The following is a 14,529-nucleotide window of genomic DNA, read 5'->3' as shown; positions in this document are numbered from 1 at the left end:
GAACAAGCATGGAAAGCCTAGCCCTCAAGCTCCCGCATCAGCACGCGCACCGCCGCATCGATGTCCCGATCCGAATCGCGCAGTTCCTCGATCTTGCGCACCGCATGGATCACCGTCGAGTGATCGCGCCCACCGAACTTCCGCCCGATCTCCGGCAGCGACCGAGTCGTCAACCGCTTCGCCAGATACATCGCGATCTGCCGCGGCCGTGCCACCGCCCGAGCCCGCCGCGCCGAAATCAGATCGAGCGGCTTCAGTTCGAAATGCGCCGACACGAGCTTCTGGATCTCGTCGATCGTCACGCGCTTCTGCGCGCCACGTAGAACCTCGCCCAGCGTCGCGACCGCGAAGTCGAGATCGATCGTGTCCCCGGTCAGCTGTGCATACGCCACCACCCGGTTCAGCGCGCCCTCAAGCTCGCGGATGTTCGCATGAATGCGGCTGGCGAGCAGGTCGAGCACGTCGGTCGGCACGCGCATGTCGGGCAGGTCGACGAGCTTCCGATCGAGGATCGTCCGGCGCAGAGTCAGGTCGGGCGCCTTGATGTCCGCAACCAGGCCGACCGCCATCCGGCTGATGATCCGCGCCTCGACGCCGTCCAGCGCCTGTGGGCAGCGATCGGCGGAGATCACCAGCCGCTTGCCCGCAGCCATGATCTCGTTGACCGTGTGGAAGAACTCCTCCTGCGTCGCGTCCTTGCCGGCGATGAACTGGAGGTCGTCGATCAGCAGCAGGTCGGCACCGCGCAGCCGCTGCTTGAACGCATGCGTATCGCGTGCGCGCATCGACGCGACGAAATCGTACATGAACCGCTCGGCGGACATGCACAGCACGATCGCGTGCGGGTTGTGCTCGAGGAACGCATGGCCGATCGCGTGCATGAGGTGGGTCTTGCCCTGCCCCGTGCCGCTGTGGAGGAACAACGGACTGAACCGCACCGGACCGGGCTCGGCCAGCACCTTGGCCGCGTTGAATGCGACCTTGTTGGACGGATCGACGACGAATCGCGCGAACGTGTACCGCGGATCGAGCGGCGGCCGCTCGGCCGGCATGCCGACCGGCGTCAAGGCTATGACGGGTGCCGGCGCAGGCTTCAGCGACGGATCGACGCCGAACTTCATCGCCGCCTGTACCGACTCGGCGCCCCGTTCGGGGGCAGGCTCGACCTGGACCGGCACAGGATCTGCAATGGGCCGAGGCGCAACGGCGTCCGCCACCGGCTCGATCGCCAACACCACGGGCGCGCGACCCGGCGCCCGGGTTTCGATCTGGACGGTGCGGACGTTCGGCAGGATCTGCTTGAACTCGAGCACGAGTCGGTCGGCGTAATGATTGCGGACCCAGTTCGTCATGAACGCCGACGGCAGCGCAAGGCGGATCGTGTCGCGGTCTTCGCCGGGAATCAGCTCGATCGGCTTCAGCCACTGCTCGAACAGCCGCGCGCCCGCCGACTCTCGCAAGGACGCACGCACGCGGGCCCAGGCCTTTTCAGCCTCGGTCGCGTGGGTCATCGGTCCTTGCCACTTCGTCACGCGCACACTTCTCCGACCCCGCGAGACTGCTCGCGCGGGTGATATAGTTCCGACAGAAAATGGTCCCCCTGACGACCCCAAGGGTCATCCGGCATCTTCGCCCTGTTTGTTGATGCAGCGGTGGAAACCACCGTCGCTGTGAGCCCCGTTATGAAGCGATCGGCGATCCGAGCAAGGCCCCGACGCGTCACATTTTCGAAATAAAGCGGGTTGACTTGATCAAGCCGCGGAAATGCGTCGATATTTTTATAAGTGGCTGTGTTTACGCATTTTTTGCAATTTCTGCGATTGCGTGACGTGATTCTCGAACACACGAATCGTGGCGAATCCTAGGGTTATGCGGACTCCCCGCCGGTTCCCTTCGCAGACGCAAAAAACCCGCCGGGAAGGTCCCGACGGGTGATCCGCTTCGCCAATGATCCGGCAGTGATCGGTCGCTTAGGCGAGCCCGGTCACGGCCTTGGTCAGACGTGCGAACTTGCGGCTCGCGGTGTTCTTGTGCAGCACGCCCTTGGCGACGCCGCGCTGCAGCTCAGGCTGTGCCGCTGCGAGTGCGGTGGTCGCTGCGCCCTTGTCGCCCGAAGCCAGTGCAGCCTCGACCTTCTTGATGAAGGTACGGATACGGCCGACTCGGTTGCCGTTCACTTCCGCGCGACGGTCGTTGCGACGGATACGCTTTTTCGCCTGCGGCGTGTTCGCCATGAAGCCCTCTGGATGTTCGAATGAATAAAAAGGGGCGCCGGATTGCTCCTACGCCCTCTCGAAGCCGCGGCCCTACCCACATTGCGCTAGATCGTCAACCGCGTTGGCACTTGGGACACCAGAACGTCGAGCGCCCGCCCTCGGTGCGCCGCCTGACGGTAGCACCACATTCGCACGCCTCACCCTCGCGACCATAGACGCGCCACTGCTTGGAGAAATAGCCGAGTTCGCCGTCCGGCCGCACATAGTCGCGCAGCGACGAACCACCGGCCAGGATCGCCGCCGTCAACACCGTCCGAACCGCCTCGACGAGTCGCTCGAGTCGAAACAGCGAGATCCGCCCCGCCGCCCGGCTCGGCGCGATCTTCGCCATATGCAGCGCCTCGCACACATAGATATTGCCGAGCCCCGCGACGATCCGCTGGTCGAGCAGCATCGCCTTGATCGATGCTCCCCGCCCTTCGAGCGCCTCGAGCAGATACGCGGCCGTCAGGTCTGGTCCGAGCGGCTCGGGCCCCATGCTGAGGAACGGGGGATAATTGGCGATGTCGTCGGTCGCCCACAGATCGAGAAAGCCGAATCGCCGCGGGTCGTTGAGCGCAACCGTCCGGCCCGCCGCGGTGCCGATCAGCAGGTGATCGTGCGCGAGCAGTTCGCTCGGATCGACTCGCCAGCGTCCCGACATGCCGAGATGGAACACCAAAGTGTCGCCGCGATCGGTATCGATCAGCCCGTATTTCGCGCGCCGCCCGAGCGTCGTGACCGTCGCGCCCGTCATCCGCTGACGCAGGTCGACCGGGATCGCTTTCCGTAGGTCGGCGCGCCGCGGCTCGACCGAGGTCAGGCGCTGGCCCTTCAGCACGGGCTCCAGCCCGCGCACGGTGGTTTCGACTTCTGGTAATTCTGGCACGCTTTGCAGCTAGGTTGCGTTTGCTCGCGCCACAAGGCGCGGCTAGAGCGCAGGATATGAACGACTTGATCGCGCCCGCGCCCGCACTCACGCCCGATACCGTCTCCTTCGGCTACGAAGACATCCCCGCGACCGAGAAGACCGCCCGCGTCGGCGGCGTCTTCTCGAACGTCGCGGGCAAATACGACCTGATGAACGATGCGATGTCGGGCGGCATGCACCGGCTGTGGAAGGACCGCTTCGTCCGCCGCGTGAAACCGCGCGAAGGCGAGCAGATCCTCGACATGGCGGGCGGCACCGGCGACATCGCGTTCCGCATGGAGCCGTCGGGCGCCTCGATCACGGTCGCCGACATCAACCCGCAGATGCTCGAAGTCGGCATGGAACGCGCCCAGAAGCGAGGGATCGACGGCCTGGTCTGGACCGAAGCCAATGCGGAAACGCTGACCTTCCCCGACAAGTTCTTCGACGCGTACACGATCGCATTCGGCATCCGTAACGTCACCGACATCCCCAAGGCACTCCGCGAAGCCCACCGCGTGCTGCGGCGTGGCGGGCGGTTCTACTGCCTCGAATTCTCGACCACCGTCTGGCCGGGGTTCGCCGAGGTGTACGACGCCTATTCGCACAAGATGGTCCCGAAGCTCGGCCAGCTGCTCGCGCAGGATGCCGACAGCTATCGCTACCTGATCGAGTCGATCCGCCGCTTCCCCGACATGCCCAAGTTCAAGGGCATGATCGCCGACGCCGGCTTCGTGCAGACGAAGGTCGAGCCTTTGCTGGGCGGACTCGTAGCGATTCACAGCGGCTGGAAGATCTAGTGATCACGCGAAGGCGCGAAGTGGCGAAGAGTGGTTCACGCGGAGACGCGGAGACGCGGAGAGTAAGTGGGCGCGAAGGCGCCGGGTCTTATGCGCGTCAGCGCTATGTCAGCCCTTCGCCAATGATGAAAAGCCGCAAGCGCGGCGAGGCAACACACCTCTGCGCCTCTGCGCCTCTGCGCGAACCACTTCTTCTTTCTCTCCGCGTCTCCGCGTCTCCGCGTGAACCGATCTCTCTTCGCGCCCCTTCGACCCTGCTCAGGACAGGCTTCCCGCCTTCGCGTGAACAAACCCCTTCTCAAGGCGCTCGACCACGGTGACCGCCTCAACCACCCACATATGGCGACTCCTCAAATGGGGCCGCATCCTCGCCCGCCACGGCGCGTTGCGCGGGATCGAGCGTGACCCGAACACGCCAGCCCCCGTCCGCCGCCTCGCACGCATCGCGCGGTTCGGCGCCCGCGTGCCGGCGGTGCCGCGCTATGCCGATGCGTTCCAGGCGATCGGACCCGCGGCGATCAAGCTCGGCCAGACGCTCGCCACCCGGCCCGATCTCGTCGGCGAGGACGCCGCGCACGACCTACTGAGGCTCCAGGACCAGCTCTCCCCCGTCCCCTACGAGACGATCGAAGCGGCTATGCTGGCGAGCTTCGGCAAGCCGCTTGAGACGTTGTTCTCGCGTATCGAGCAGGTCCCGGTCGGCGCAGCCTCGATCGCTCAGGTCCACCGCGCCGTCACGACCGACGGCCGCCAGGTCGCGGTCAAGGTCCTCCGCCCCGGCGTCGAAGACGATTTCGCCCGCGCGATCGACACCTACAGCTGGGCCGCGGCACAACTGGAGGCGCTCAGCCCCGAGGCGATGCGGCTGCGCCCGCGCCTAACGATCGAGACGTTCAAGCGCTGGACCCTGCGCGAACTCAACTTCCGCCGCGAAGCCGCCTCCGCTTCCGAACTCGCGGAAGGCATGACCGCAGAGGCCGATTTCGTCATCCCCGCGATCGACTGGGCACGCTCGACCAACAAGGTCATGACGATCGAGTGGATCGACGGCATCAAGCTGTCCGACCGCCCGGCGCTCGTCGCAGCCGGCTACGACCTTCCCGCACTTGCCAACACGCTCGTCCGTGCATTCCTTCGCCAGGCGATCGCCGACGGGTTCTTCCACGCCGACATGCACCAGGGAAACCTGTTCGCGCTGCCGGGCAACCGCATCGCCGCGATCGATTTCGGCATCATGGGCCGGATCGACCGACGCGCGCGCGTCTGGCTCGCCGAGATCCTCTACGGGCTCATCACCGGCAATTATAAGCGCGTCGCCGAAATCCATTTCGAAGCGGGCTATGTCCCCGCGCATCACGACGTCGCCGAATTCGCCACCGCGCTGCGTGCGGTCGGCGAGCCGATGCGCGGGCTGCCGGTCAAGGACATGTCGATCGGCATGATGCTCGACAGCCTGTTCTCGATCACCCGCGATTTCGACATGGTGACACAGCCGCATCTGCTGCTGCTCCAGAAGACGATGGTGATGGTCGAGGGTGTCGCGACCAGCCTCAACCCCGACATCAACCTTTGGGAAGCGGCCGAACCGTTCGTCCGCGACTGGATTCGCGGCGAGCTGGGACCCGAGGCGATGATCGCCGACCGCCTGATCGAGGATTTCCGCACGCTCACCCGGCTACCCGAGTTGGTGCGCCGGATCGAAGCGCATTACCCTGCCCCCGGTGGCGCACCGCCGACGATGCCGCTGCGCGAGATCGAAGTGATCCGGATCGGTGGTGGCTGGCGGTACGGTCTGGTCGCGGTGCTCGCGGCCGCCGCGGGTGTCGTGACGACGCTGCTTCTTGGTTGAGGGCATGAAAACGCGCCGCGGCGCTCCGTTATGGGTGACCGGCGCAACCCGGTTCGCAGGCATGCCGTCGGCGCAGGCGCGGATCGGCCTCGTGCTGTTCGCGGTATTCCTGATCGCCTGCCTCAGCGCGATCGCTTCGCCGGGCCCGCGACCGAGCGTTGATGGAGAGGTCGCATCGACCTCGGTCGCGGCCGATGGCCCGCCACCGGGACAGACCGACCTGCTATTGTACGAGACGATCGTCGCCGGGATCCGTGGCGGCTCGCCCTATTACGCCGTCGCCGCCGAGACGCAGCGCATGGGCCATTACCCGCTGAAGCCGTTCTTTGCGGTCCGCTTGCCGACCTTGGCCGTCATTCAAGCGGCATTGCCCGCGATACTGGTGAACCTGCTGCTGTTGGTGCTGTGCATCGGGACGATCCTCGCCTGGGTCGCGCGGCTTCGTCCTGAAACGACGGGCATCCTTCCGCTCGGCGCGGCGGGGCTGCTGGTGGTCGCCGGCCTCTACGTGAACCTGGACCAAAGTTTCGTGGTGTTCCACGAAGTCTGGGCGGGTCCTTTGATCGCGCTGTCGCTGGCGTTGCGCCGTCCGGGCCATTGGCTTCCCGCGGTCGCGTTCGGGCTGTCGGCGATGCTGATCCGCGAGACCGCGCTGCTCTACGTCGCGATCATGGCGGTGTTCGCGTGGGTCGAGGGCGAGCGCCGCGAGACGCTCGGCTGGCTCGCGGCGATCGGGGTCTTCGCCGTGGTGCTTGCCGCCCATGCACACGCGGTATCGCTTATCAGCGGGCCGCTCGACCGCGTATCGCAAGGATGGACCGGGCTCGAAGGGTTCGGGTTCTACGTCAGGCTCGCGACGATCTCGTCGGGTCTCGACATCCTGCCGCAATGGCTCGCCTCGCTGGTCCTCGGCACCGCGCTGTTCGGCTGGCTCGCCTGGCGCGATGCGGTCGCGACGCGTGCGCTGGTCGTGTTCGCCGCCTATGCCGCGCTGATCTCGCTGTTCGCGCGGAGCGACAATTTCTACTGGGCGCTGATGACCACGCCGGTGCTGCTGGTCGGGCTGGTGTTCGCGGTCGACGGCCTGCGTGATATGATCGCCGCCGCGCGCGATACGCGGCGCATTACGGTGACGCGCGTTATCCGCTAGAGCTGCGGCATGAAACGCATCCTCCTGATCGTCGGCGGCGGGATCGCCGCCTACAAGGCCGCCGAGCTGATCCGCCTGCTCAAGACGCGCGGGTACGCGGTGCGCTGCGTGATGACCGAGGCGGCGCATCATTTCGTCACGCCGATGACGCTCGCAGCACTCAGCGAGGACAAGGTCTACACCACGCTCTGGGACCTCAAGGACGAGGCCGAGATGGGCCATATCCAGCTCAGCCGCGAGGCCGACCTGATCGTCGTTGCCCCCGCCACCGCCGACCTGATGGCACGGATGACGGCAGGCCTCGCGAACGACCTCGCAACCACGCTGCTGCTCGCGACCGATAAACCGGTGCTGGTCGCGCCGGCGATGAACGTCCGCATGTGGACCCACGCCGCGACCGTCCGCAACGTGGCGCAGCTTCATGCCGACGGCGTGACGGTTATGACGCCGGACGAGGGCATGATGGCGTGCGGCGAATATGGCCCCGGCCGCCTTCCAGAGCCGCCCGCGATCGTCGCCGCGGTCGAGGCGATGCTCGCCCCTGCCCCCCCGAAGCGCCTGGCAGGGCGTCACATCCTCGTTACTGCCGGGCCGACGCACGAGCCGATCGACCCGGTCCGCTACATCGCCAACCGCTCGTCGGGCAAACAGGGCTTCGCGATAGCCGCAGCGCTGGCACGGCTCGGCGCACGCGTAACGCTCGTCGCCGGCCCCGTGACGCTGCCAACTCCGCATGGCGTCGACCGGATAGATGTCGAGACGGCGCGCGAGATGGCGGACGCGGTCGACCGTGCGCTGCCCGCCGACGCCGCCGTCATGGTGGCCGCGGTGGCGGACTGGCACGTTGAGGCCGTCCCGCAGAAGATCAAGAAGGGCGACGCCACGCCCACGCTCATCCTCGCAGAAAACCCTGACATCCTCGCGACGTTGGCGCGCAGCCCGGACCGCCCTCGCCTGCTCGTCGGCTTCGCGGCCGAGACCGAGCGCGTGATCGAGCACGCCGTCGCCAAGCGTATTCGCAAGACCGCCGACTGGATCGTCGCCAACGACGTATCGGGCGACGTGATGGGCGGCGCGGACAATAGCGTTCACCTCGTCACCGAAGCGGGTGTCGAAAGCTGGGAGCGCCTGCCCAAGGACGCCGTCGCCGCACGACTGGCGGACCGCATCGCCGATGCGCTAGAAGCCGCATCATGATCCGTATCGAACTGAAGCGCCTGCCGCATGGCGAGGGCCTGCCGTTGCCCGCCTATGCGACCGAGGGTGCCGCCGGGATGGACGTCGTTTCCGCCGAAGCGCTTACGCTCGCCCCCGGCGCACGCGCCGCCGTCGCGACCGGCTTTGCGATCGCCATTCCCGCAGGTCACGAGGTCCAGGTCCGCCCCCGCTCCGGCCTCGCGTTCAAATACGGCGTCACTTGCCTCAACACGCCGGGCACGATCGACTGCGACTATCGCGGCGAAGTGAAGGTGATCCTTGCCAACCTCGGCCAGGAACCGTTCGAAATCGCGCGCGGCGACCGGATCGCGCAACTCGTCCCCGCAGTCGTCCTGCGCGCCACGCTCGACGAGGTCGCGACACTCGACGACACCGTGCGTGGTCTCGGCGGTTTCGGATCGACCGGCCGATGATCGGCGCGCTTCTCCTTCTGCTTCAGGCCGTTGTTCCACCGGTCCTGGTTCCCACCGCACCGACGACGCAGGTGGCCAGCACGCTGCCGCCACAGGACTGGAGCACGCTTCCGATCCTGCGCATCCGCGGTCAGGCGACGGCACGCGCGAACACGTCCGCCTACGTCCACGGCGAAGTCGCTGCCGGCCGCTGTGCCCGTGCGGTCCGCACCTCTCTGGGCTGGACGCTGACCGTCGACCTTGCCGTGCTGATCACGCCCGACGGCCGCCTCCGCCGGGTGACGCCGCGCGCGATCGACTGCCCGACGGTCGAACAATATGCCGCAGGGGTCATTCTGGGCGCCGCGCGATTCGATCGATGTTGTCGTTAAAGACACCGACACCTGGTACCGCACCACCATCACCTTCGTTTGGGGCGCATGATCCTATCCGACGACGAACTCGCCCGGTATGCGCGCCATATCGTCCTCAAGGAATTCGGCGGCACCGGCCAGGCGCGGCTGAAGGCGGCGACCGTCGCGATCGTCGGCGCAGGCGGCATCGGCTCGCCCGCGATCCAGTATCTGGGCGCGGCGGGAGTCGGTCGCGTGATCCTGATCGACGACGACACTGTCGAACCCTCCAATCTTCAGCGCCAAACGATCTTCAGGACCGCGGATACCGGTATCGCCAAGGTCGACGCCGCAGCGGCGGCCGTAAAGCGGATTAACCCGAACGTTTCGGTCAATACGCACCGCGTTCGGATCGATGCCAGCAACGTCACGGCGCTGCTGGCCGGCGCGGACGTAGTACTCGACGGCTGCGACAATTTCGCGACGCGTTTCTGCGTCGCCGATGCCGCGCATGCTGCGAAAATCCCGCTCGTCTCGGCCGCCGTAGGCCAGTTCGAAGGGCAATTGGCGACCTATCGCGGCTGGGAGGCAGACAAGCCGTGCTACCGGTGTTTCGTCGGCGAAGATCCGGAGCGCGCGGAGACCAGTTGCGCGGAGGACGGTGTGCTCGGCCCCGTCACCGGCGTAATCGGCAGCCTGGCTGCATTGGAGGTACTGCGGGCGATTGCGCCGTTCGGTGACGATCCCGTCGGCAAATTGCTGCTGATCGACCTGCTTGCACTACGTTTCCGTATGATTCGCCTTCCCAAGGACCCTGGGTGCACAACCTGCAACAAAATCGCGGCTTCACTATAAGTTAGCGACAGGTTTCTTTCTCGGCACAGACGAAATTGGCAAAATAACAACTAAAGTCTCGTACGGACGAACAGTAGTTCTTTTGCATTGCGGCATTTTACGGTATCCCTTTGCGCAGGGGGGACTGCACGTGCGTCCGACAAGTTCATGAATGTGGAGACCGGCGTTTTGAGCCGCGCTATGTCACCGTCACGTGGCAAGAAGCCTGCGCGGACTTGGCGGCCGAGCGCGTCCTCACTTCGGGTTCGCCTGATCCTCGGCATGCTGACGGTGGATACCGGCTGCATTATTGTCAGTTATATGGCGGCGGCGGGTTTGCGGGGGGTATTCGCGAACGACACCGCGTGGATCGTAATTCTTGCGATGGTGATCCCAATCTTCGTTATTACGACGCTCAATAACGACAGCTATGCAGCCACGAACCTGCGCGATCCTTTCCGATCCGTCGCGCGTGGATTGCAGGCCTATGCGCTGGCGATCTCCGCAGTCATCTTCATCGCCTTCTGCCTGAAGGCCAGCGATACATTCCCGCGTCTAGTCGTCGCGACGAGTTCGGCATTCGCCATTGCTTCCCTCGCACTAGGGCGGTTCCTGTTCGTCCGGCACATGCCGGCGCTTATCGGCGGAAATCCGTTCAGCATCGTCCTGCTGTACGATTCCGGTCAGCCGATCCCGCGCGGAGAATTCTCGGTCGTTATCGCAGCGGACTCCTATTTCGACCCCGATCACCATGATCCCGTCATGTACGACCGCCTCGCGCAATCGCTGTCGGGCGCCGACCGGGTGATCGTCGCGTGCAGTCCCGAACGTCGGCTCGCCTGGGCGCAGGCGTTGAAGGGCGCGAATATCCAGAGCGAGATCTTCATGCCGGAGCTGAATGTGCTCGCCCCGCTCGGCATCAGCGCGCACGGTGACACCCCGACGGTCATCATCGCCAACGGCCCGCTAGTCCTGTTCGACCGCTTCGTGAAGCGCAGCTTCGACGTGATACTGGCTAGTTGTGCGCTGGTGACACTGATGCCGATCTGGATCCTGATCGCGCTGTCGGTGAAGATCGATTCGCCCGGTCCGATCTTCTTCAGCCAGATCCGAATCGGTCGCAGCAACCAGATGTTCCGCCTAATGAAGTTCCGCAGCATGCGCGTCGACCTCAGCGATGGCGCGGGCGCGCGTTCTACATCACGCAATGACGACCGGATCACGCGCGTCGGCAAGTTCATCCGCAGCACCAGTATCGACGAACTGCCGCAGCTGCTGAACGTCCTGAAGGGCGACATGAGCATCGTCGGCCCGCGTCCGCACGCCCTCGGCTCGCGCGCCGCCGACAAATTATTCTGGGAAGTCGACCAGCGATATTGGCATCGCCACGCCGCCAAGCCCGGCCTGACGGGCTTGGCGCAGATTCGCGGCTATCGCGGTGCAACGCTGTACGAGGACGATTTGCGCAACCGGCTTCAGGCGGATCTGGAGTATCTCGAGCACTGGTCGATCTGGCGCGACATCAAGATCATCCTCCTGACCTTCCGTGTCCTGCTGCACCGGAACGCCTTCTGACGTTCGGGTGCGCGTGCCGATGGCTCAGCGGGCCAGCAGGTTCGTCACGAAATCCCGAATACGGGGACCGATGTCGCCGCGGGCCATCGCGATCGCCAGATTGGCCTAGACGTACCCGGCCTTGCCGCCACAATCATAGCGCTGTCCGTCGAACGTGAAGCCGTGGAACGGCTGGTTGTCGATCAACTGGCCATCGCGTTCTGGCTGCGAATGAGTCTGAGGGCTAGCACCGCCTCACTCCGCCTGTCCGTTCAGCTGCCACCGCACGCGCGCGAATAGGCCTGAACTATATGTTGGATCGCGAGCTCCGCAATCGACGAATATGTCCGCGATTTGACAAAAGGCTTCACCTCGGTTCGTTAATCGAATCCTTACAATTCGGCATCTCTGCTCAAAGGCAGTCCCTCATGCCCTAATTTTATTAGGGAGAGCGCCAAGTTCGGCTTCCAAGCGAGTGCGTTACGAGTTCCAGCAAGTGTCGGCCCAAACCACTGCCCCGGCCCGAGCAGTGAACGTCCATGATCGCATCCTTGAGCGTCATGGTCATAGACGAGGCACCATCTCACATTCTCAGCAACCATATTAGTGGGCGACGGGTGACGAAAACGCGGGCGATCGCGGCACTGCGTCGAGATCCTCGGAGACCTCCTCACCGATGACGTGCAGAGTACACTACAGCAGTCACCTACCTTGTTCTTCAAGTCGGCTACGTGCGCAACCCGCGGCAGGAAATGGAGAGCCACCTCAAGTGGTTTTGCGCCGACATGGCTCGGGCGGGGATGAGCGCAACGGTATCAAAACTGACAGCGACTGCGGTAAACGCCGCCTCCGAATTCTTGAACGCCATCCAACTGCTCGTCGTCGAGTTTCTCTGAGCGTGCGCCGAAGCGGTGCCGGCGCCGCGCAGTGACGGTCTCCTGCAACCGGACCAGTTCCGCCTCGGGATAGTCATTGCGCCGGGCCTAGCAATCTCGGCCCGTGCATTCGCATCGTCTACAAGCGGAAACCAATTTTTGCCCTCTTTTCCCTATGGACGGCACACAGTGAGGCGAGTTCGTCATTGTGCGATGCAACCGCGCCATTGCCGCGACAAGTATGTCGCGTAGAGCACGCGGATCAGATGGAAGATCAGCCTTGAACGGCATGCGGAGCAGGGCATCAGGCCGCTCGCGCGGCGTAAATCGGAGGGTGCGGCGCACGGGCTTGCGGCCGCCAATTAAATACTCGTGAGGAACGTTGAACCTGGCCGCCAGCCATCGCGCCGACCGCTCTCGCCTTACGAAGCTCTTGGCCAAAAAATCAGGTCCGGCTGCCTTGCCAATTGCGACGCAATCGGTAGGCAAGACCCTGCCACATTACCGTTATCCCGTACTCCGATACGGGATGCTAAATATCACATTTAACGATGTAAATTTTTTTGTTGTACTGGCGACTGAGCTCAAGATACGTTTTTGGCACGTGCGGACGAATGTTGAACCAAATTTGTCAGGCGATGCATCCATCGGGATAGAGGTTAAAATGAATATTCGGGTTGGTATTCAAGATTCTTGCGTATGCTATATCGCAAATGAGGGCTATCTTTTTCAAACACTAACCAGCGCACTTCAAGCCAAATCACTTTCCGGAAATGCTGCCGATATTATATTAGTAAATCTTACGGCTGATCCAACCGCCGAAACGGAAACTGTATCTGAGGTTTGTGAGAAGAGTGGTATAGTTTTCATCACGAAAACGCCTACGTTCTTGGAAGGCCTTCCCTTCGTCTACTCTCGTATGTTTTTTGACGAATTTCTTCCGAGTCAGTATACTAATATATTATATATAGATGGCGATACTCAAATAGTATCGGACATTACACCGCTTATTGGTATGCCTCTTCGGCCTGGGTTCATATGCGCCGCTCGTGACCCTATGGTATTTTTAAATAAAGCCGGTGCCCTCACCGATAAAAATCGGGAAGAAGTTAGAAGGATCGGTGATGGCTATGTCAATGCAGGAATATTACGATTTAACCGATCGACGTGGTCGTCATTATCGAAAGAGGCTTTGGCTCTAAAGCGTGCGTCAGTAACGAAGCCTGTATTTGAAGATCAAACTGTTATCAATATTGTTGCGCAGAATAAAATTGAATTTGCCTCTATAGGTTGGAATTTTCCAGGTTTTATCATGGGCTACGGATTTGAAAGCCAATTTCCACCTAAGATTGTGCATTTCATGTCTGACCCCCGGCCGTGGCAAGGCATTTACGCCCCATGGGGTAAAAAATGGGCAGAACCTTATAACGACGTGACCAAACTATACCCGTCATTGGAAAGCCTTCGGTCGCGACATGATATTTTTCAAAGAGCAGCTTATTCACCTAAGCAGATTTTGAAGACGACAAAGGAGCGTCGCACTTGGCGTAACAAGGCCTTGGTCGATTCGGTAAAGATACTTGATAAATCAGTTTCAATATAGGCTGCGGCTTAACGCAGATGTTGTGAAAATTAAGATTGAAATCTTTAGGGTTTAAGCAGCTACGGGCCATATGCAGTGAAGCCAGTCCGCCATTACCACTTGGCGGTGGTGGCGGCGGCGGTGACCGCTCTTTTACGAATGTAAAGTCTGTAGAATGGCATCGGACGCATTTCGACCCCGGCTAGCGACAGTGACTTCTATTGCAGTAATAATTGCGTGACATTTTGCCGATGTGCATACGAGGCAGACTAATCGAAAAATGTTTTATCGCAGCCAGCGAGATGACGGAATGACGATGTGATGTTTAGCAAGCGTCTAACAACTCCGGCTTGGGGCAACGCACGACGCATGAGGCAGGACAATCGGCTTATGCGGTCGAAAATGGTTGCGTTTTGATCCTCGTAGCCTGGACGATTGCCGCTATGGACTAGGCGGGCCGACGCCATCCGCATTAACGAGGTTCGAACCCAATAGCGCATCGAACAGGCAAACCCGCTTCTCGACCAGATCTACCGGCATCCGGTGGATGCTCAACCTGATAGCGCCCCGCCGAGATCACGCCGCAACCGCAGACTCGACGCTCGGTGCCTAGTTTATTAGGAGCGCGCGCCTAGATTTCTTTATTTCAAGCTCCTTGCTTAGAGGCTTCACAAAGCCGAAAATCTCTCGCTCTAAAGGGATTGAGAAAAGAAGGGCGACAAACAGCCGCTCGCCGCGTGATGCAAAATTGCAATTT

At 62.5% G+C, this 14,529-nt stretch carries 13 protein-coding genes and 1 pseudogene; 9 read left to right on the top strand and 5 right to left on the bottom strand.

The features are described 5' to 3' along the window. Positions 1 to 17 precede the first annotated feature (17 nt). From dnaA to mutM, 3 genes are all read right to left on the bottom strand, one after another. Positions 18 to 1,511 (bottom strand): chromosomal replication initiator protein DnaA, encoded by a 1,494-nt coding sequence (gene dnaA, locus QFZ54_RS01790; protein WP_307083850.1) that lies wholly within the window; start codon positions 1,509 to 1,511, stop codon positions 18 to 20. A 459-nt stretch (positions 1,512 to 1,970) separates the two neighbouring features. After that, positions 1,971 to 2,234, bottom strand: coding sequence for a 30S ribosomal protein S20 (gene rpsT / locus QFZ54_RS01785; protein WP_031394736.1), 264 nt, complete (start codon positions 2,232 to 2,234; stop codon positions 1,971 to 1,973). Between the two features lie 94 nt (positions 2,235 to 2,328). Next, entirely contained in the window at positions 2,329 to 3,144 is an 816-nt protein-coding gene (gene mutM / locus QFZ54_RS01780; protein ID WP_307083840.1) for a bifunctional DNA-formamidopyrimidine glycosylase/DNA-(apurinic or apyrimidinic site) lyase, read from the bottom strand. A 56-nt stretch (positions 3,145 to 3,200) separates the two neighbouring features. Here mutM and QFZ54_RS01775 point away from each other — a divergent pair, with 56 nt between their 5' ends. The 8 genes from QFZ54_RS01775 to QFZ54_RS01740 all read left to right on the top strand — a co-directional run bounded on the left by QFZ54_RS01775 (position 3,201) and on the right by QFZ54_RS01740 (position 11,336). Next, the gene (locus tag QFZ54_RS01775; protein WP_132738866.1) at positions 3,201 to 3,965 is read left to right on the top strand and encodes a class I SAM-dependent methyltransferase; all 765 of its coding nucleotides are present in this window, start codon (positions 3,201 to 3,203) and stop codon (positions 3,963 to 3,965) included. A 316-nt stretch (positions 3,966 to 4,281) separates the two neighbouring features. Further along, entirely contained in the window at positions 4,282 to 5,814 is a 1,533-nt protein-coding gene (gene ubiB / locus QFZ54_RS01770; protein ID WP_307083837.1) for a 2-polyprenylphenol 6-hydroxylase, read from the top strand. Between the two features lie 4 nt (positions 5,815 to 5,818). Continuing rightward, positions 5,819 to 6,964 (top strand): hypothetical protein, encoded by a 1,146-nt coding sequence (locus tag QFZ54_RS01765; RefSeq protein WP_307083835.1) that lies wholly within the window; start codon positions 5,819 to 5,821, stop codon positions 6,962 to 6,964. A gap of 9 nt (positions 6,965 to 6,973) precedes the next feature. Continuing rightward, positions 6,974 to 8,161 carry a bifunctional phosphopantothenoylcysteine decarboxylase/phosphopantothenate--cysteine ligase CoaBC gene (coaBC, locus tag QFZ54_RS01760; protein WP_307083833.1) on the top strand — a complete coding sequence of 396 codons (1,188 nt, stop codon included), beginning with the start codon at positions 6,974 to 6,976 and terminating at the stop codon, positions 8,159 to 8,161. After that, a complete protein-coding gene (dut, locus tag QFZ54_RS01755; RefSeq protein ID WP_307083831.1) occupies positions 8,158 to 8,595 on the top strand; it encodes a dUTP diphosphatase in 438 nt (145 codons plus the stop codon). Before coaBC ends, dut begins: the two co-directional genes overlap by 4 nt. After that, the gene (locus QFZ54_RS01750) at positions 8,592 to 8,966 is read left to right on the top strand and encodes a hypothetical protein (RefSeq protein ID WP_307083829.1); all 375 of its coding nucleotides are present in this window, start codon (positions 8,592 to 8,594) and stop codon (positions 8,964 to 8,966) included. Before dut ends, QFZ54_RS01750 begins: the two co-directional genes overlap by 4 nt. Before the next feature lie 48 nt (positions 8,967 to 9,014). Further along, entirely contained in the window at positions 9,015 to 9,782 is a 768-nt protein-coding gene (locus tag QFZ54_RS01745) for a HesA/MoeB/ThiF family protein (protein ID WP_307083827.1), read from the top strand. 180 nt (positions 9,783 to 9,962) lie between these two features. Continuing rightward, positions 9,963 to 11,336, top strand: a complete 1,374-nt coding sequence (locus QFZ54_RS01740; protein WP_307083824.1) for an exopolysaccharide biosynthesis polyprenyl glycosylphosphotransferase — start codon at positions 9,963 to 9,965, stop codon at positions 11,334 to 11,336. Between the two features lie 24 nt (positions 11,337 to 11,360). On the opposite strand, the pseudogene QFZ54_RS01735 reads toward QFZ54_RS01740, so the two are convergent. Continuing rightward, positions 11,361 to 11,522: pseudogene (locus QFZ54_RS01735) on the bottom strand (UTP--glucose-1-phosphate uridylyltransferase); the annotation flags it as partial. Positions 11,523 to 12,130: 608 nt separating this feature from the next. Then, positions 12,131 to 12,259 carry a transposase gene (locus tag QFZ54_RS20315; protein WP_373458413.1) on the bottom strand — a complete coding sequence of 43 codons (129 nt, stop codon included), beginning with the start codon at positions 12,257 to 12,259 and terminating at the stop codon, positions 12,131 to 12,133. Positions 12,260 to 12,572: 313 nt separating this feature from the next. Between QFZ54_RS20315 and QFZ54_RS01730 the strand changes: the two genes are divergently transcribed. Then, a complete protein-coding gene (locus QFZ54_RS01730) occupies positions 12,573 to 13,793 on the top strand; it encodes a glycosyltransferase family 8 protein (RefSeq protein ID WP_307083821.1) in 1,221 nt (406 codons plus the stop codon). Positions 13,794 to 14,529: the final 736 nt, after the last annotated feature.

This window comes from Sphingomonas faeni (assembly GCF_030817315.1).
Lineage (GTDB): Bacteria > Pseudomonadota > Alphaproteobacteria > Sphingomonadales > Sphingomonadaceae > Sphingomonas > Sphingomonas faeni_C.
This window is presented reverse-complemented; position numbering and strand designations above follow the sequence as displayed.